Origin of the sequence: Actinomycetospora sp. CA-053990 (assembly GCF_050948445.1) — a bacterium.
In the GTDB taxonomy this organism is placed as follows: domain Bacteria; phylum Actinomycetota; class Actinomycetes; order Mycobacteriales; family Pseudonocardiaceae; genus Actinomycetospora; species Actinomycetospora callitridis.
The window spans coordinates 4,225,429-4,241,822 of record NZ_CP192043.1; the positions used below are offsets into that span (position 1 = coordinate 4,225,429).

The following is a 16,394-nucleotide window of genomic DNA, read 5'->3' on the forward strand; positions in this document are numbered from 1 at the left end:
CCGACTCCTGTGATGTGGGGTACTTTCGTCCGACCGGTCGGTCGAACGCAAGCGAAGGAGCCCGCGTGACCCACGATCTCGACGAAGTCCACGAGGACTTCCGTCGCAGCGTCCGCGCGTTCACCGACCAGCGGGTCCGCCCCGTCGTCGACGAGGCCGAGCGCGAGGGCCGCCCGCCCGAGCGGCTCTGGAAGGAGCTCGGCGACGCCGGGCTGCTGGGCCTGCTGACCCCGGCCGAGTTCGGCGGCTCCGCCGGCGAGGGTGGCGAGGCGACCGCCGTCACGGTGCTCGCCGAGGAGCTCACCCGCGCCTGCGGCGGCATCGCCGTGAGCGCCCTGGTCAGCGCCTATATGGCCGCGCCCCACCTCGTGCGCCACGGCACCACCGACCAGCAGGAGCGCTGGGTCGCCGCGCTCGCCGCCGGCGAGGCCATCGCCGCGATCGCCGTCACCGAGCCCGGCGCGGGCTCCGACGTCGCGGGCATCTCCGCCCGCGCGCGCCGGACCGACGACGGCTGGGTGCTCGACGGCCGCAAGATGTACATCACCAACGCGGGCCTGGCCGACGTCCTCGTCGTCGGCGCGAAGACCGACCCCGAGGGCGGCCACCGCGGGATCACGACGTTCGTGGTGCCGGCCGGCACACCCGGGCTCTCGTTCGGCGCCCCGCTGCAGAAGATGGGCTGGCACTCCTCGGACACCCGCGAGGTCGTGCTCGACGGCGTCACGCTCGGCGAGGACGCGGTGCTCGGCGTCGAGGGCCGCGGCTTCCACCAGATCATGGACGCGTTCCAGCTGGAGCGCGTCGTGCTGGCCGCGATGGGGGTGGGCCACGCCGCCGAGGCGCTCGAGACGGTCACCGAGTACCTGCGCGGCCGCGAGGTCGCCGGCGAGCCGCTCACCGCGCGCCAGGCGATCCGGCACCGCATCGTCGCGATGGAGATCGAGCTCGAGGCCGCGCGCGTGATGACCTACAAGGCCGCCGACCGCATCGACCGCGGCCACCCCGAGGCCGGCCGGTCCGTCGCGGCGGCGAAGTACTTCGCGGCGAAGGCGGCCGCCTGGATCGTCGACGAGGCGGTGCAGCTCTACGGCGGCGCCGGCTACCTCGAGGAGACGCCGATCGCCCGCCACCACCGCGACGTGCGCATCCTGCGCATCGGCGGCGGCACCGACGAGATCCAGCTCGAGATCCTGGCGAAGCGGCTGGTGCCGTGACCGGGACGGCGGCCAACGGCGCGGGTCCCGCGTGGGAGGTGTCGGCGCCCCATCCCCCCGGGGCGCCGGCACCTCCCTCGGGGGATGACGTGCTCGCGGCCGCCGACCGGGCGCGCCTCGGCGGCGACTCCGGGCGCTGGCCCGAGAAGCTCCCCGTCCGGCAGCGCCTCGACGTGCTGCTCGACCCGGGCAGCTTCGTCGAGGACGGCCTCCTCGCCGCGGCGACCCAGCCGGGGATGCCGGGCGACGGCGTCGTCACCGGCGTCGGGACGGTCGAGGGCCGGCCCGTGGCGGTGATCGCGCACGACTTCGGCGTCAAGGCCGGGTCGTGGGGCGAGCGCACCTGCGAGAAGCAGATCCGCATCCTCGAGCGGGCCGACCGCGACCTGCTCCCGGTGTTCTACCTCGTCGACTCGGCGGGCGGGCGCCTCACCGAGCAGATGGGCTTCTTCCCCGGGCGCCGCGGTGCCTCGCGGATCTTCCACCTGCAGGTCCGGCTGTCCGGGCGCGTCCCGCAGATCTGCTGCCTGCACGGCCCCTCGGCCGCGGGCGGCGCCTACATGCCGGCGTTCACCGACTGGGTTGGGATGGTCGAGGGCCGCGGGTCGATGTACCTCGCGTCGCCGCGGGTCGCCGAGAAGGTCACCGGCGAGCACACCACCGCCGAGGAGATGGGCGGCGCGCGGATGCACGCCGAGGTCTCGGGCTGCGGCGACTCCGTGTTCGAGGAGGACTGGGAGGCGCTCGCCGCCGCCCGGCTGCTCCTGACCTACCTGCCCGGCGACTTCACCGGGACGCCACCCGAGGTCGAGCCCGTCGAGCCCGAGGCCACCGGCTGGGACGGGCTGGTCCCCGAGGACCCGAACATCGGCTACGACGTCATCACGGTGATCGACCGGCTCGTCGACGGCGGCACGTTCTTCGAGATCAAGCCGGACTGGGCCCAGGAGCTCGTGGTCGGGTTCGCCCGGCTCCACGGGCGGGTCGTCGGCCTCGTCGCCAACCAGCCGCAGGTGCGCAGCGGCGCGATCCACGTCGACTCCGCCGACAAGGCCGCCCGCTTCATCGCCCTGTGCGACGCCTTCAACGTCCCGCTGCTCTTCCTGCAGGACGTGCCGGGCTTCATGGTCGGCGTCGCCGTCGAACGCCAGGGGATCATCCGCCACGGCGCCAAGATGATCCTGGCGATGTCCTCGGCCGAGGTCCCGAAGTTCACGATCGTCCTGCGCAAGGCCTACGCCGCCGGCTACTACGCGATGTGCGCGCCGGGCTTCGAGCCGCGGGCGACGCTCGCTCTGCCCAGCGCGTTCATCGGCGCCATGGGCCCCGAGGCGTCGGTCAACGCCGTGTACGCCGGCAAGATCGCCGCGATCGAGGACCCCGACGAGCGCGCGGCGTTCCTCGCCGCCCGCGTCGAGGAGCACCGCGCCGAGGTCAACCTGCTGCGCATGGGCGACGAGCTCGTCGTCGACGCCGTCGTCCCCGGCGAGGGCCTGCGCGACGAGCTGATCGCCCGCCTGCGCCACGCCGACGGCTGGACCCGCACCAGCGGGCGCCGTCACCACCCCGTCAGCCCTGTGTGATCCCCACGGAGGAGACCCGATCATGGACGATCGCGACACCCTCGCCACCCTGATCTCCGCGCCGCTGCAGCCGCTGGACGAGCGATGGCGCTCTCCCGACCGGGTCGACGAGCTCGCGACGGCCCGCGCGCGCCACGACGCCGACCCCGACGACTACTGGGTCTGGGTGGCCGAGAAGCACCGCTGGCTCGAGCCCTGGCACACCGTGCGCTCCGGCGAGCTGGGCGACTTCCGGTACTTCGAGGGCGGGCGGATCAACGTCGCGGACAACTGCGTCGACCGCTGGGCCGAGGACCCGGCGACAGCCGACCGCGCCGCGATCGTGTGGGAGGGCGAGCCGGGCGACACCCGCACGGTGACCTACGCCGAGCTCGCCGACGAGGTGAACCGGCTGGCCGGCGGCCTGGTCGCCCTGGGCATCGGGCGCGGCGACGTCGTCGCGGTCTACATGCCGAACCTCGTCGAGGCGTTCACCGCGATCCACGCCTGCAACCGGATCGGCGCGATCTACACGGTGCTCTTCTCCGGCTTCGGTCGTGACGCCGTGGCCTCGCGGCTCTCCGCCGCCCGGGCGAAGGCCGTCGTCGTCGCCGACGCGATCTACCGGCGCGGGAAGCCCGTCGAGCTGCTGGAGACCCTGCGGGCGGCGCGGTCGGACGCCCCGACGGTGGAGCACGTCGTCGTGGTCGACCGGACCGGGCGCGGGCTCGCGCTGCAGGAGAGCGAGGTCTCCTACGCCGCCCTGCTCGCCGAGCACCCCGAGGGCGCCCCGATGGCGTCGCTCGACCCCAACGAGGCCGCGTTCCTGATCTTCACCAGCGGCACCGAGTCGAAGCCGAAGGGCGTCGTGCACTCCGTCGGCGGCTTCCTGCTCGGGACCTGGGCGAACGTGCACTGGCAGGCCGGGCCCGTCGACGGTGACGTCTACTGGGTGGCCGCCGATGTCGGCTGGCTGACCTTCCCGATCCAGGCGGTGATCGGCGGGCTGGCCCACGGCTCGACGATCGCCTGCTACGAGGGCGCGCTGGACACCCCGTCGCCCTCGCGGTTCTACGACGTGTGCGAGCGCCACGGCGTCACCCAGGTGCTGTGCGCGCCGACGGTGCTGCGGATGCTGCGCAAGTTCGGTGACGACCTCGCTGCCGCCCACCCGCTCCCCCGCCTCGCGCTGATCACCGTGCAGGGCGAGCCGCTCGACGGCGAGACCTTCACGTGGGCGAACGAGACGTTCGGGGTCCCGATCGTCAACGCCTACGGGCAGACCGAGACCGGCTCCACCTGGACCTATCCCGTCACCGGCGTCGACGACCTCAAGGCGGGATCGGCCGGCACCCCGGTGCCGGGCCACGCCTTCGACGTCGTCGACGACGACGGCGCGCCGGTGGCGCCGGGGGTGAAGGGCAACCTCGTGATGACCCGGCCGTTCCCCACGCTCGCGCGCACCGTGTGGGACGACCACGACCGCTACCTCTCGACGTACTTCGGGCGCTTCCCCGGGCGCTACGCCACCAACGACGAGGCCGTCGTGGACGCCGACGGGCACCTCTGGGTTCTCGGTCGCGCCGACGACGTCATCAACGTCGCCGCGCACCGTCTGTCGACGATGGAGATCGAGGCCGTCGTCGGCACCCATCCGCGCGTGGTCGAGGCCGCCGTCGTCGGGGTGCCCGACGCCACCAAGGGCACGGTGCCGGTCGCGTTCGTGACCGTGTCCGGCGAGGCCGAGGGAGTGCCCGACGAGGTGCGGGACCTGGTCGGCGAGACCATCGGGGGGCTGGCGCGGCCCGACCGCGTGATCGTCACCTCGGCGATGCCGAAGACCCGCACCGGCAAGATCATGCGCCGGCTGATGCGCGAGGTCCTGCTGCACGGCGAGGCCCGCAGCGACACCAGCGCGCTCGAGGACCCGGGCAGCCTGGACACCCTCGCGGCGGCGGTCCGCGGATGAGCGGCCTGTGGTTCGAGGACCTCACCGAGGGACTCGTGGTCGAGCACGCCGTCCGGCGCACGGTCACCGAGACCGACAACGTGCTGTTCACGACCATGACGATGAACCCCGCGCCGCTGCACCTGGACCACCAGTACGCCGAGGGCACCGAGTTCGGGCGCCCGCTGGTGAACAGCATGTTCACCCTCGCGCTCGTGGTCGGGCTCTCGGTGCCGGAGCTGACGCTGGGGACGATCGTCGCCCAGCTCGGGCTCGACGAGGTGACGTTCCCGGCGCCGGTGTTCCAGGGGGACACCGTGCGGGTGTCCACCGAGGTCGTGTCCGCGCGGGAGTCGCGCAAGCGGCCCGACGCCGGGATCGTGGTGTTCGCCCACCGCGCCCGCAACCAGCGCGACGAGCTCGTGTGCTTCTGCAAGCGGACCGGGCTCATGCACCGGCGGCCGGCATGAGGGTTCCCCGGAGCCTGCTGTTCGTGCCCGGAGCACGGCCGGACATGGTGGCCAAGGTTCCCCGGTGGGCGCCCGACGCGGTGGCCGTCGACCTCGAGGACGCCGTGGCCGCGGGCGACAAGGAGTCCGCGCGCGACGCCACGGTCCGCGCCGTCGCCGAGCTGCCCCGCGACGGCGGGACGCTCGTGCTGATCCGCGTCAACGGCCCGACGACGCCCTGGTACGCCGACGACGTCGCCGCGGTCGCCGAGTCGGCCGCCGACGGCGTCGTGCTGCCCAAGCTGGAGTCCCCGGAGCAGCTCGAGGACCTGCGCTCCCGTCTCGGTGACCGCCCGGTGATCGGGGGACTCGAGTCGGCGCGGGGTGTGGCGCGGTGCCGGGAGCTGATGACCGGCCTGCTGGCGGCCTACTTCGGTGCCGAGGACTACATCGCCTCGGTCGGCGGCCGGCGCACCCCGGGCGGGCAGGAGGTGCTGTTCGCGCGCAGCGAGGTGGTGCTCGCGGCCGCGGTCGCCGGCGTCGGACTGCTGGACCAGGCCGTCGTCGCCGCCCACGACGCCGAGGCGTTCCGCGCCGACGCCGCCGTCGGCCGCGACCTCGGCTACGACGGGAAGATCTGCATCCACCCCTCGCAGGTCGCGCTCGCGCACGAGACCTTCACCCCGACCGACGAGGAGATCGCCCACGCGCGCCTCGTGATCGAGGCGGGCTCCTCGGGGGTGGGCGTCGTCGATGGCGAGATGGTCGACGCGGTGCACCTGACGATGGCGAGGGCGGTCCTGTCGCGAGCGGGTGTGGAGGCGTGAGGATCGGGCTCGTCCTGCCGCCCACAGGCGACCCCGCCGACGTCCCGGACACCGCCCGGCGGGCCGAGGAGCAGGGGTTCGACCTCGTCGCGAGCGGCGAGCACGTGCTGTTCGGGAGCCCGACGCCCAACGCGTTCGTCGCGCTCGCCGCCGCCGCGAGCGTCACCACCCGCGTGCGCCTGCTCAGCGCCGTCACGCTGCTGCCGCTCTATCCCGCGCCGCTCGCCGCGAAGATGGCCGCGACCCTCGACCGCATCTCCGGCGGCCGCTTCGAGCTCGGCGTCGGGGTCGGCGGCGAGAACCCCGTGGAGTTCGCGGCGTGCGGGGTGCCCGTCCGCGAGCGGGGGCGGCGCACCGACGAAGCACTCGACGTCCTCGTCACGCTCTTCGCCGGCGAGCCGATCGACGTCGACGGCACGCCCGCCACGCTCGACCCGCTGCCGATCCAGCGCCCGCGTCCGCCGGTGTGGGTCGGCGGGCGCTCCGAGGCCTCGATGCGCCGCGCCGGGCGCGCGGGCGACGTGTGGATGCCGTACCTGGGCAGCCCGGACCGCGTCGCCCGGGGCCTGGCCACCGCCCGCGAGGAGGCCGAGCGCCGCGGCCGCGATCCCGCCGAGGTCTCCGGCGCCTACTTCGCGTGGACGGCCGTCGACGCCGACCCCGCCGTGGCGCGGCGACGTGCACGGGACAGCCTCGCCGCGACCTACGGTCAGGACATGGACCGCATCCTCGACGCGGTCGTCCCCCACGGGACGCCCGAGCAGGTCGCCGCCCGCCTCGCCGAGTACGCCGACGCCGGCGCCGACTCGGTGGTCCTCGCGCCCGCGGTCGACGACGCGGACCGTGAGCGGATGCTGGATCTCGTGGCCGGCGAGGTCCTCCCCCGCCTGCGCCGCGCGTAGGCCGTGCCGGTGGGCGGAAGCCGTCGTGACGGCGGGCCCGGCGTGGCGCAGAGTGCCGAGGTCATCCCCCTGCCGACCGCCCGCCGACCCCCTGCCGACGAGGAGCACCCGTGACCGCGGAGTTCGTGACACCGACGTCCGAGGAGACCCTCCCGGGGCGTCCGTCCCCGTTCTTCCTCGCGGCGGGTGAGGGCGAGCGGGCGCACCTGTTCGACCAGCTCTTCACCGTGCTGCTGTCCGGAGACGAGACCGAGGGGCAGTTCGGGGTGTTCACGATGGAGGCGCCGAAGGGGCAGGCCATCCCGGTGCACTCCCACGACGACGTCCACGAGATCTTCTACGTGCTTGACGGGCGCGTCCGCGTCGCGGTCGAGGACGCCGACGGCGCGCTGCTCGACCGCGTCCTGACCACCGGCGACTTCGGCTACGTCCCGGCCGGGCGCAAGCACACCTTCCGCGTCGAGTCGCACCGGGCGCGCACGCTCGGGGTGTCGACGGGCGGCTTCGAGCGCTTCTTCGCCGCCGCCGGTGAGCGGACGGCCTCGACGATGCCGCCCGCCGAACCCGTCATCCCCTCGCGCGAGCAGCTCGGCGACGCCGCGCGCCGCTACCGCAACGAGTTCCACCACGATGTCCGTCTCCTCGACTGAGCCCCCGGGCGCGCCACGGAGCGAGCCGCCGGACCTGCCCCCGCCCGTCCACGCCGACGGCGTCACCACCTGGCGGGCGGTCGAGTACGCGGCCGTCCCCGGCTACCGGCCGCTGCTGCTCGACCTGCACCGGCCCGACGGACCGCTGCCGGCGCTGATCGTCTTCCTGCACGGCGGCGGCTGGCGCGGTGGCAGTCGCTCGGGCTTCGGGCCGGCCTTCGCCGACTGGTCGCCGTCGCCGTTCCTGCAGCTCGCGGCGCACGGGTTCGCGGTGGCGTCGCGGGACTACCGGCTCAGCGGCGAGGCCCGCTTCCCGGCGCCGCTGGAGGACGTCGCCGCGGGGCTGGGCTGGCTGCGCGCCCAGGCCGAGCACCTCGGGATCGACCCCACCCGCGCCGCGCTGTGGGGCGAGTCGGCGGGCGGACACCTCGCCGCGCTACTCGGCCTCACCGACCCCGGTGTTCGCGCCGTCGTCGACTGGTACGGCCCGGCCGACCTGACGACGGTCGCCGCCGACGCCGCGGCCGGGGGCATCAGCGCCGTCGACCCGGGCGCGCCGGACTCCCGCGAGGCGCTGCTGCTGGGCGTCGCGCCGTCGTCGGACCCCGAACGGGCGCGGGCGGCGAGCCCGGTGACGCACGCCCACGCCGACGCGCCGCCGTTCCTGCTGCTGCACGGCACGGCCGACCGCCTCGTCCCCACCCGGCAGTCGGAGCGTCTCTGCGCGGCCCTGGACGACGCCGGCGCCGCGGTGACGCTCGAGCTGTTCGACGGCGCCGACCACCTGTGGCTCGGCCGGCCCGACGTCGCCCGGGCCGCCTTCGACCGGTCCGTCGACTTCGTCCTGGAGCGCCTCACGAGCTGACCGGCCGACTCCTTCCGGTGCGTGCCGACCTGGTGACGAACGGTGCTCGGGGCGTTAGCATATGCGCCTCAAGCGGTCGCACTCGGCCGTACCGCGCCCCGGACCCCTGGCGCTCAGTCATCACTGCGCTGCGTCCAGGGGGCCACGAGATGAGCCGGATCACCGTCACCCGCACGAGTTCCTCGCGATGGGTGGGCGAGCACCACCGCAAAACGATCTTCGTCCTCGGAGGGGCCGTCGACGGCGCCGCCATCCCCGCGCTGCGCGCCCGGACGGAGTCCGAGGCCCGCGAGGGGTCGACCCGGGTGGTCCTCGACATCCGCGCGATCGTGTCGTGCGACCGCGCGGGTCTCCTCGGCCTCGTCCGGCTGCGGGGACGGCTCGAGGCCCATCCCGACTGCGTGGTGGACGTGGTCGGTGCGCGCTGGCCACAGTTCGCCGACATCCTGGCCCGCGAGGCCGCCGAGGGTGTCGACACGCTCCAGGGCACGGTCCGGGAGCTCCGCCGCCCGCTCATGATCGACCCGCACCGCGCCCCGATCGTCGCGCCCCAGGTGCCGGCACCCCGGACGGCGGCCCCGCCCGAGATGCGCCCCGCCGACAGCTGATGATCACCAACCGGGATCTCGAGTGCCTCGGACTGGCCACGGGATGCGTGTGCCCGGCGGGCACGGACACCGCCGGGATCCGCGGGGCGTGGCTGTGGGAGCGGCGTCCGGCGCGCCCGGAGACGGTCGTCGCCCTCCGCCGTCTCGTCCGGCGGTGGACGGCGGCGACGGTGGCGGACGAGGAGATCGGTGAGTCGATCGTCCTGCTGGTCGACGAGGCCGTGAGCAACGCCGTCGAGCACGCCTACCGCGGCCCCGTCGGGGACGTCTCGCTGTTCGCGGCGCCCCGCCCGTGCGGGTACGGCGTGGTCGTCGAGGACCAGGGGGTCTGGTCGCCACCGGACGCGGACCCGGGCTTCCGCGGCCGCGGGCTCGATCTCGTCCGCGAGCTCTCGGACCACCACGTCGTGATGGGGTCGGAGCTGGGCACCACGGTCCGGATGTGCTGGCGGACGCACGTCACGAGCTGACCTCAGCGCAGGAGCGGGGCGGTGTCGAAGGACCCGTCGGTCACGGCGCGGGCCAGGTCGGAGAGACGCTGCTGGGTCGACCGGGCGTGGGCCCGCAGGCGGGAGAACGCCTCGTCGAGGGGGATCTGGCCGCGTTCGGCGAGGACGCCCTTGGCCTGCTCGATGATCACGCGGCTGGTCAGCGCGGCCTGGAGCTGCTCGGTGAGGCGTTCGCGCTCGCGGGTGTTGCGGTCCGAGAGGATGGCGATGGTGGCGACGTCGGCCAGGGCCTGCCCGATGGCGAGCTCGTCGACGCTCATGTCCGTCCGGCTGCGGTGGAACAGGTTGAGCGCGCCGATGGTCTCCCCCCGCAGCCGCATCGGGAGCGCGTGCACCGCGGTGAAACCGTTCTCGTCGGCGAGCGTGGCGAACCGCGGCCAGCGGGTGTCGGTCGCGAGGTCGCCGGCGTGGACCTGGGCCGAGGTGCGGAAGCAGTCCAGGCACGGGCCCTCCTCGGCCTGGAGCTGGAACAGCTCGACCAGGTTGGCCGCCTCGGTGGACGCGGAGACGACCTGCAGGGCGCCGCGCTGGTCGGTCAGCAGCAGGCCGGCGGCATCGACACCGAGGAGCGAGACACAGTCGCCGCACAGTCCGTGGAACAGCTCGATCACGTCGTAGTCGGCCACCAGGGTGTCGGCCAGACGGACGAACGTCGTCACCAGCGCCTGTTCACGGGCGGCTGACGGTGTGCTCATGATGGGTTCTCCTCGTCGTCCCGGCTGGGAGAGTCAACCGGGTCGTCGCTCGGGGTCTCGCCGTATGAGGGATTGCCGGTGGCGGCGTCGCTCCACACCCCGTCGGGGTGCAGGCGGAGGCGGCGGGCGAGGACCTCGTCCGCGACCTCGGTGATCGTGCGCTCGGTGCTGAAGGAGTACGCGCGCAGCCGGGCCAGCGCCGACGGCGCGTCGAGCCGTGCCTGCGCCATGAGCATCCCCGTGGCCTGGTGCACCTCGGCACGCACCAGTGCGGACCCGTCCGGCGCACCGGCCGGCCCGTCGCCCCCGGGGTGGGTGCGGTCGAGCAGGGACCACACCGCCGCGTCGGCCGTGCGCAGGGCTCCGGTCAGGTCCTCGTCGTCCAGCGGGCCGGGAGCATCGCGGTAGCAGTCGAGCACACCGATCCGCGCGCCGCCGACCAGGAGCGGGAACACGAACATGCCGCGGGCGCCGGTCGCGGCCGCGGCCTCGGCGAACACCGGCCACCGGTTCTCGGACGGGTCGGCGATGTCGGGCACGAGCACGGCCCGGCCGGTACGGAAGGACTCCACGCAGGGGCCGTCGCCCAGACCGAACTGCAGCTCGTCGATGCGGGCGGAGACCGCGTCGGTGGCGCAGACCGGCTCCTGCACCTCGGCCACGGTCATCATCGTGATCGACGCCCCGGTCATCGGCAGCCATTCCACGCAGGCCCGGCACACGGCCAGGGCAGCTTCGGAGCCACCCGCGGCGACGGCGTCGGCCAGGGCCTTGCTCAACCGGGCCTGATCCACCTCGCACCCGCCGCCCATGGTCGCCGCGTGGGCGGGTTCCCCGCTCACGCCCCGACGAGGTCCAGGCCGGGCTCCCCGCCCCCACCGAGAGGTCCCGGAGGAGCAGGTCCGGCGAACCCTACACCTGGGCACAGGCCCTGCCCGGGCCGCGCGCTCACCGCCACCACCGCCTCGACGGACGGCGTTGTGCCGGGATGTGTGGGGCCACGGTGACCGCGGCGTAGGCCCTCGCGTCCGGGTCGGCCGGATTCCATCCCAGGACGTCGATCCCGTGGGCGGACAGGACACGGACGGCCACCGCCTGGGCGACGCGGGTGGGCGCCGCGAAGGCGGCACCGTGCGCGTCGAGGCGGATCGACCAGCTCCAGCGGCTGCCGTGGGCGGCCAGCACGGTCCACCCCGGCCCGCACAGGCCCAGCCCCGGGACCGACGGAGTCGGGGCGGACGACCCGGCGGGATCGCTGCCGGAGTGGACGAGCACGTAGGACACCGTGGGTTCCGCCGGCCGCGGGCGCGCCGGCCCGGAGGGACCGTGGGACGGCTGGAGGGTGCTCATCGGGGCCTCAGAGGTCGTGCCGTGGAGGCGAGCTCGCGACCGCCGAGAGGTGGCGTCCGGTGCGGACCGGACGGCTGAACACCAGCTCGTCGTCCCGGAGACTGTCCGAGAGGACGGCGAGGGCCGCGGCGTGGAGCGACACGCTCTCCGCGGCGGCGCGGCGACGGAGCGCCTCGGCACTCTCGGTGTCGGAGAGGCCGCGCGCCAGACCGAGGAGGACCTGTGCGCGGCGGATGTCGCGCCGGTCCTGCAGATCTTCGGGACTCCTGTGGGCCATCATTCCCCCGGTGCCATCGACGACCCCCGATCTGGGCGGGGGCGGGTCGGCGACGGGGTCCTGGTCTGCCGTCTCCACGATCGCGCACGACCGCGACGACGTCCAGCCGAAACGGATCACGGTGCTAGGAAGGACGGCATGGCCCCGCCCTCCACGCTCGTCCTCGGGCTCGACCCCGTGACCATCCCGGGCTACGACCCGGCACCCGTGCTCGAGGCGCTGGAGCGCGGGCGGCGGCGCTTCGAGGAGCTCGGGATCTCCCACGCGATGTGCCTGGTGCCGCTCGACGACAGCGCCGAGGGCACGATCGTCGAGCACCTGCGCCGCGAGCCGTGGGAGTGCGTGGTCATCGGCGGCGGCCTCCGGAAGGAGGAGGAGCTCCTGGAGTTCTTCGAGGTCGTCATCAACCTCGTCCGGCGGCACGCGCCCCGGGCCGCGATCGCGTTCAACTCCACCCCCGTCGACTGCGCCGACGCCGCGGCGCGGTGGCTGACCCCGCGCTGAGCCTTCCCCACTGTTCAGTCGTTGCTGTACGGTTCAGCGCATGCTGACCGGTGAGACCCAGGACGCCGCCCTCGCGCGGGTCGGGCGGGCGCTGGCCGACCTGACCCGGTGCCGGCTGCTGGTGGCGTTGCTCGACGGCCCGGGCTATCCGGCGCAGCTCGCCGAGACCCTGGGGCTGTCGCGGTCCAACGTCTCGAACCACCTGGCGTGCCTGCGGGGCTGCGGGCTGGTGGTCGCCTCGCTCGAGGGCCGCCAGACCCGCTACGAGATCGCCGACCCCCACCTCGCCACGGCCCTGCGCGAGATGGCCCGCGTCGTCCTCGCGGTGTCGCCGTCCCAGGAGTGCCTGGACGAGGTGGTGCGCCCGTGAGCGCCGGGCACCAGGCACGGCACTCGCTGCCCCTGGCCTCGGGGGCGGAGTGCGACAAGGAGTGCTGCGCCGGCCCGGTCGCGCAGCGCGCCGGCGGCGACGCCGACCGCCGCGCCGTCCTCACCCGGCGGGTCCGCCTCCTGGTGGCCGCGACGATCACCTACAACGTCGTCGAGGCGGTCGTCGCGATCAGCGCCGGCACGGTGGCGTCGTCGTCCGCCCTCATCGGCTTCGGCCTCGACTCGACCATCGAGGTCGCCTCGGCCGCCGCCGTGGCCTGGCAGTTCTCGGGCCGCGACCCCGAGGCCCGCGAGCGCGCGGCGCTGCGGATCATCGCCGTCTCGTTCTTCGCGCTCGCCGCCTACGTGGGCGTCGAGTCGGTGCGGACCCTGCTCGGCGCGGCCGAACCACGGCCCTCGACGGTCGGCATCGTCCTGGCCGCGCTGAGCCTGGTCGTCATGCCGTTCCTCTCCCTCGCACAGCGCCGGGCCGGGCGGGAGCTGGGCTCGAACTCCGCGGTGGCCGACTCGAAGCAGACGCTGCTGTGCACCTACCTGTCGGGCGTGCTGCTCGTGGGCCTGGTCCTCAACGCCACCGTCGGGTGGAGCTGGGCCGACCCCGTGGTCGCCCTCGTCATCGCCGCCGTGGCCGTGCGCGAGGGCATCACCTCCTGGCGCGGGGAGCACTGCTGCTGACGTCGCAAGGCTGACTGATCCGTCAGTGAGGTCTTGCGATTCTCGTGTGGGGCGACCTACCGTCCGGAGTGTGTCCGAGGACGAGGAGGTCCGGCGGCGGGTGCGGACGGCCGTCGACCGGATCGGTCCGCGACGCCGGGTGGCGAGCGCGATCGGACTCGACGAGACCAAGCTGTCGAAGGCCCTGGCCGGGCGCCGCCGGTTCACGGCCGGGGAGCTCGCCGCGATCGCGGGCGTCACCGGCGTGCCGCTCCCCTGGCTGACCCGTGGTGACGACCCGCCGGTGACGGCGACCCCCGGGCCGGCGCTCCGCGAGAACGTCGCGCCCGACCCCGACGGTGCCCGCGCGCGCATCCTCGACGCCGCGTGGACGCTCATCGCCACGGCCGGCTACCACCGGGTCCGCGTCGCCGACGTCGCCGACCGCGCCGGCACGAGCAGCGCCGCGGTCCACTACCACTTCCCGGGACGTGAGGCCCTGCTCGGCGAGGCCCTGCGCCACAACGTGGAGCTCGCGTTCGCACGCCAGTCCGACGTCCTCCGCAGCATCGAGGACCCGCACCGGCGCCTGCTCACGCTGCTCGACCTGCAGATGCCCGAGGGCCCCGTCCTGCGGCCCGAATGGTCGATCTGGATGCAGGTGTGGGTCGAGGCGGTGGTGGACGCCGACCGTCGCGAGCTGTACGCCCTGGCGCAGGACCGGTGGTGGCGCACGGTCCGGATGACGCTGCAGGACGGCGTCGACGCCGGGGTCTTCCGGGCCGACCTGGACGTCGAGCTGCGCGCCCGCCAGCTGACCGCGCTCGTCGACGGGCTCGGCGTCGGCGTCATGACGGGGGCCTCCGACGCCGCCGCCATGCGCGCCGCGCTCCACGACGTCATCGACCACCTCGTCCTCCGGAGGGACCCGTCATGCCCCGAACCGTGAACCGCCAGGTCGTGATCACGGCCGCGCTGACCGGGGCCGCCGACAGCGTCGGCAAGAGCCCCCACGTGCCGGTGACCCCGGCCCAGATCGCCGACGACGCGATCGCCGCTGCCCGGGCCGGCGCGGCCGTCGTCCACGTGCACGTCCGGCACCCCGAGACCGGCATCCGCTCGCGCGACGTCGCCCTCTACCGCGAGGCCGCGCGCCTGATCCGCGCCAGCGAGGTCGACGTCGTCCTCAACCTCACCGCGGGCATGGGCGGCGACCTCGTGATCGACCAGGAGGACCCGCTCAAGCCCGTCGACGGCACCGACCTCGTCAACGCGATGGACCGGCTCCCCCACGTCGAGGAGCTCCGGCCCGAGATCGCGACCCTGGACTGCGGCTCCTACAACTTCGGGGACGGCAGCGCCCTGTACGTCTCCACCACCGACATGCTGCGCGCCGGCGCGAAGCGCTTCCAGGAGCTGGGGGTGAAGCCGGAGCTGGAGGTGTTCGACTCCGGCCAGCTCTGGTTCGCGAAGGTCATGCACGACGAGGGGCTGATCGACGCGCCGGCGCTGGTGCAGCTGTGCATGGGGATCCCGTACGGCGCGCCCGCCGACCCCGGCCTGCTCCAGGCGTTGGTGAACCTGCTGCCCGAGGACGCCCAGTTCACCTCGTTCGCCCTGGGCCGTGACCAGCTGCCCTGGGTCGCGCAGTCGGTGCTGCTCGGCGGGCACGCCCGCGTCGGGCTCGAGGACAACCTCTACCTCGCGCGCGGGGTGAAGGCGACGAACGCCCAGCTCGTGGACCGCGCCGTCACGATCGTCGAGGGCCTGGGCGCCTCCGTCGCCACCCCGGCCGAGGCGCGCGCGATCTTCGGGCTGGCGGGTGCGCGGTGAGCCGTCCGATCGCCTGCATCGGCGCCGGCGTCATCGGCGGCGGCTGGTCCGCGCTCTTCCTCGCCCGCGGCTTCGACGTCGTCGCGTGGGACCCGGCCCCGGACGCGGCGTCCCGCGTGCGGCGGACCGTCGACGCGGCCTGGCCCGCCCTCACGGAGCTCGGACTGGACGACGCCGCCGACCGCTCCCGGCTCCGGGTGGCGGACTCGTTGACCGAGGCGTGCCGGGACGCGCTCTTCGTCCAGGAGAGCGCCCCCGAGGACCTCGAGCTCAAGCGTGGCCTGCTCGCCGACCTCGTCGCGTCGACGGAGGAGGACGTCGTCGTCGCCTCGTCGACCTCGGGCTTCCCCATGGGCGAGATGGCGACGGCGGCAGGCGACCCGTCCCGTCTCGTCGTCGGGCACCCGTTCAACCCGCCGTACCTGATCCCGCTCGTCGAGGTGGTCGGCGGCCCCGGGACTGATCCTGCGTGCGTGGCGCGGGCGGCCGCGTTCTACCGCGGGATCGGCAAGGCGGTGATCGAGATGGAGCGCGAGCTCCCCGGCTTCGTCGCCAACCGGCTGCAGGAGGCGCTCTGGCGCGAGGCGCTGCACATGGTCGCGAACGGGGACGCCACCGTCGACCAGATCGACGCCGCCATCACCCAGGGCCCGGGCCTGCGCTGGCCGGTCCACGGCCCGTGCCTGACCTTCCACCTCGCCGGCGGCGAGGGCGGCATGGCCCACATGCTCGACCACTTCGGGCCGTCCCTGCGCGCGCCCTGGACCCACCTCGAGGCCCCGGAGCTCACCGGCGCACTGCGGGACGCGATGGTCGAGGGCACCGCGGCCGAGGCCGACGGCCGTGACTACGCGGCGCTCGTCGCGGAGCGGGACCGGGCGGTGATCGCCATCCGCCGGGCCGTCGAGCAGGCGCGCGGGACTCCTGTCAGGCCCTGATCAGCGGCCGGTAGCCGAGGACGGACGCCGCCCCGTCGAGGTAGGTCCGGCGGTGGGCCCGCGGGACCCACTCCTCGACGGGGTGGACGGTGAGCATGCCGCCGCCGGCGATGCGTCGCTGCTCCTCCTCGGCCAGCGCGATCGCGGCGTCCTGCTCGCCCTGGGCCTGGGCCTGCTCCCGCTCGGTCATGTCCGGCACGGTGCCCGAGCAGGACG

General features: G+C 74.4%; 21 protein-coding genes. 16 read left to right on the forward strand and 5 right to left on the reverse strand.

The genetic code is table 11. The features are described 5' to 3' along the window. The first annotated feature begins 65 nt into the window (after positions 1-65). From ACQPYN_RS21665 to ACQPYN_RS21710, 10 genes are all read left to right on the forward strand, one after another. Positions 66-1,217, forward strand: a complete 1,152-nt coding sequence (locus ACQPYN_RS21665; RefSeq protein ID WP_433027475.1) for an acyl-CoA dehydrogenase family protein — start codon at positions 66-68, stop codon at positions 1,215-1,217. 89 nt (positions 1,218-1,306) lie between these two features. Next, positions 1,307-2,800, forward strand: a complete 1,494-nt coding sequence (locus ACQPYN_RS21670) for an acyl-CoA carboxylase subunit beta (protein ID WP_433027478.1) — start codon at positions 1,307-1,309, stop codon at positions 2,798-2,800. A 22-nt stretch (positions 2,801-2,822) separates the two neighbouring features. Beyond that, complete coding sequence (locus tag ACQPYN_RS21675) at positions 2,823-4,748, forward strand: AMP-binding protein (RefSeq protein ID WP_433027481.1); 1,926 nt, start codon at positions 2,823-2,825, stop codon at positions 4,746-4,748. Further along, complete coding sequence (locus tag ACQPYN_RS21680; protein WP_433027484.1) at positions 4,745-5,197, forward strand: MaoC family dehydratase; 453 nt, start codon at positions 4,745-4,747, stop codon at positions 5,195-5,197. Before ACQPYN_RS21675 ends, ACQPYN_RS21680 begins: the two co-directional genes overlap by 4 nt. Further along, positions 5,194-6,003, forward strand: coding sequence for an HpcH/HpaI aldolase/citrate lyase family protein (locus ACQPYN_RS21685; protein WP_433027487.1), 810 nt, complete (start codon positions 5,194-5,196; stop codon positions 6,001-6,003). Before ACQPYN_RS21680 ends, ACQPYN_RS21685 begins: the two co-directional genes overlap by 4 nt. After that, entirely contained in the window at positions 6,000-6,905 is a 906-nt protein-coding gene (locus ACQPYN_RS21690; protein WP_433027490.1) for an LLM class flavin-dependent oxidoreductase, read from the forward strand. The genes ACQPYN_RS21685 and ACQPYN_RS21690 overlap by 4 nt, the downstream gene beginning before the upstream one ends. 110 nt (positions 6,906-7,015) lie before the next feature. After that, on the forward strand, positions 7,016-7,555 hold the full coding sequence (locus ACQPYN_RS21695) for a quercetin 2,3-dioxygenase (protein ID WP_433027493.1): 540 nt from the start codon (positions 7,016-7,018) through the stop codon (positions 7,553-7,555). Beyond that, positions 7,536-8,420 (forward strand): alpha/beta hydrolase fold domain-containing protein, encoded by an 885-nt coding sequence (locus ACQPYN_RS21700; RefSeq protein ID WP_433027496.1) that lies wholly within the window; start codon positions 7,536-7,538, stop codon positions 8,418-8,420. Before ACQPYN_RS21695 ends, ACQPYN_RS21700 begins: the two co-directional genes overlap by 20 nt. A gap of 149 nt (positions 8,421-8,569) precedes the next feature. Beyond that, the gene (locus ACQPYN_RS21705) at positions 8,570-9,028 is read left to right on the forward strand and encodes an STAS domain-containing protein (protein ID WP_433027499.1); all 459 of its coding nucleotides are present in this window, start codon (positions 8,570-8,572) and stop codon (positions 9,026-9,028) included. After that, positions 9,028-9,498: an ATP-binding protein gene (locus tag ACQPYN_RS21710; protein WP_433027502.1), complete on the forward strand. Its 471-nt coding sequence runs from the start codon at positions 9,028-9,030 to the stop codon at positions 9,496-9,498. The genes ACQPYN_RS21705 and ACQPYN_RS21710 overlap by 1 nt, the downstream gene beginning before the upstream one ends. Positions 9,499-9,500: 2 nt before the next feature. Here ACQPYN_RS21710 and ACQPYN_RS21715 read toward each other — a convergent pair whose 3' ends face one another. The 4 genes from ACQPYN_RS21715 to ACQPYN_RS21730 all read right to left on the reverse strand — a co-directional run bounded on the left by ACQPYN_RS21715 (position 9,501) and on the right by ACQPYN_RS21730 (position 11,937). Then, entirely contained in the window at positions 9,501-10,232 is a 732-nt protein-coding gene (locus ACQPYN_RS21715) for a GAF and ANTAR domain-containing protein (RefSeq protein WP_433027505.1), read from the reverse strand. Further along, complete coding sequence (locus tag ACQPYN_RS21720; protein WP_433027507.1) at positions 10,229-11,074, reverse strand: GAF and ANTAR domain-containing protein; 846 nt, start codon at positions 11,072-11,074, stop codon at positions 10,229-10,231. Before ACQPYN_RS21720 ends, ACQPYN_RS21715 begins: the two co-directional genes overlap by 4 nt. A gap of 106 nt (positions 11,075-11,180) precedes the next feature. Further along, a complete protein-coding gene (locus ACQPYN_RS21725; protein WP_433027510.1) occupies positions 11,181-11,582 on the reverse strand; it encodes a hypothetical protein in 402 nt (133 codons plus the stop codon). Between the two features lie 7 nt (positions 11,583-11,589). Continuing rightward, entirely contained in the window at positions 11,590-11,937 is a 348-nt protein-coding gene (locus ACQPYN_RS21730) for a hypothetical protein (RefSeq protein WP_433027513.1), read from the reverse strand. A gap of 60 nt (positions 11,938-11,997) precedes the next feature. Between ACQPYN_RS21730 and ACQPYN_RS21735 the strand changes: the two genes are divergently transcribed. The 6 genes from ACQPYN_RS21735 (at position 11,998) to ACQPYN_RS21760 (ending at position 16,178) form a co-directional block, all read left to right on the forward strand. Then, on the forward strand, positions 11,998-12,363 hold the full coding sequence (locus tag ACQPYN_RS21735) for a hypothetical protein (RefSeq protein WP_433027516.1): 366 nt from the start codon (positions 11,998-12,000) through the stop codon (positions 12,361-12,363). A 40-nt stretch (positions 12,364-12,403) separates the two neighbouring features. After that, complete coding sequence (gene cmtR / locus ACQPYN_RS21740; protein ID WP_433027519.1) at positions 12,404-12,733, forward strand: Cd(II)/Pb(II)-sensing metalloregulatory transcriptional regulator CmtR; 330 nt, start codon at positions 12,404-12,406, stop codon at positions 12,731-12,733. Then, the gene (locus ACQPYN_RS21745) at positions 12,730-13,428 is read left to right on the forward strand and encodes a cation transporter (RefSeq protein ID WP_433027522.1); all 699 of its coding nucleotides are present in this window, start codon (positions 12,730-12,732) and stop codon (positions 13,426-13,428) included. The genes cmtR and ACQPYN_RS21745 overlap by 4 nt, the downstream gene beginning before the upstream one ends. A gap of 70 nt (positions 13,429-13,498) precedes the next feature. Next, on the forward strand, positions 13,499-14,356 hold the full coding sequence (locus ACQPYN_RS21750) for a TetR family transcriptional regulator C-terminal domain-containing protein (protein ID WP_433027525.1): 858 nt from the start codon (positions 13,499-13,501) through the stop codon (positions 14,354-14,356). Further along, positions 14,341-15,240, forward strand: coding sequence for a 3-keto-5-aminohexanoate cleavage protein (locus tag ACQPYN_RS21755; RefSeq protein WP_433027528.1), 900 nt, complete (start codon positions 14,341-14,343; stop codon positions 15,238-15,240). Before ACQPYN_RS21750 ends, ACQPYN_RS21755 begins: the two co-directional genes overlap by 16 nt. Further along, complete coding sequence (locus ACQPYN_RS21760; protein ID WP_433027531.1) at positions 15,237-16,178, forward strand: 3-hydroxyacyl-CoA dehydrogenase NAD-binding domain-containing protein; 942 nt, start codon at positions 15,237-15,239, stop codon at positions 16,176-16,178. Before ACQPYN_RS21755 ends, ACQPYN_RS21760 begins: the two co-directional genes overlap by 4 nt. On the opposite strand, the gene ACQPYN_RS21765 is transcribed toward ACQPYN_RS21760, so the two are convergent. Further along, entirely contained in the window at positions 16,168-16,368 is a 201-nt protein-coding gene (locus ACQPYN_RS21765) for a hypothetical protein (protein ID WP_433027534.1), read from the reverse strand. The genes ACQPYN_RS21760 and ACQPYN_RS21765 overlap by 11 nt on opposite strands. Positions 16,369-16,394: the final 26 nt, after the last annotated feature.

Excerpts from the sequence above, each read along its gene's own strand:
- ACQPYN_RS21710 (WP_433027502.1), top strand. The coding sequence starts at position 9,028 with ATGATCACCAACCGGGATCTCGAGTGCCTCGGACTGGCCACGGGATGC.
- ACQPYN_RS21680 (WP_433027484.1), top strand. The coding sequence starts at position 4,745 with ATGAGCGGCCTGTGGTTCGAGGACCTCACCGAGGGACTCGTGGTCGAG.
- ACQPYN_RS21685 (WP_433027487.1), top strand. The coding sequence starts at position 5,194 with ATGAGGGTTCCCCGGAGCCTGCTGTTCGTGCCCGGAGCACGGCCGGAC.
- ACQPYN_RS21700 (WP_433027496.1), top strand. The coding sequence starts at position 7,536 with ATGTCCGTCTCCTCGACTGAGCCCCCGGGCGCGCCACGGAGCGAGCCG.
- ACQPYN_RS21715 (WP_433027505.1), bottom strand. The coding sequence starts at position 10,232 with ATGAGCACACCGTCAGCCGCCCGTGAACAGGCGCTGGTGACGACGTTC.
- cmtR (WP_433027519.1), top strand. The coding sequence starts at position 12,404 with ATGCTGACCGGTGAGACCCAGGACGCCGCCCTCGCGCGGGTCGGGCGG.
- ACQPYN_RS21765 (WP_433027534.1), bottom strand. The coding sequence starts at position 16,368 with ATGACCGAGCGGGAGCAGGCCCAGGCCCAGGGCGAGCAGGACGCCGCG.
- ACQPYN_RS21735 (WP_433027516.1), top strand. The coding sequence starts at position 11,998 with ATGGCCCCGCCCTCCACGCTCGTCCTCGGGCTCGACCCCGTGACCATC.
- ACQPYN_RS21675 (WP_433027481.1), top strand. The coding sequence starts at position 2,823 with ATGGACGATCGCGACACCCTCGCCACCCTGATCTCCGCGCCGCTGCAG.
- ACQPYN_RS21755 (WP_433027528.1), top strand. The coding sequence starts at position 14,341 with ATGCCCCGAACCGTGAACCGCCAGGTCGTGATCACGGCCGCGCTGACC.
- ACQPYN_RS21705 (WP_433027499.1), top strand. The coding sequence starts at position 8,570 with ATGAGCCGGATCACCGTCACCCGCACGAGTTCCTCGCGATGGGTGGGC.
- ACQPYN_RS21725 (WP_433027510.1), bottom strand. The coding sequence starts at position 11,582 with ATGAGCACCCTCCAGCCGTCCCACGGTCCCTCCGGGCCGGCGCGCCCG.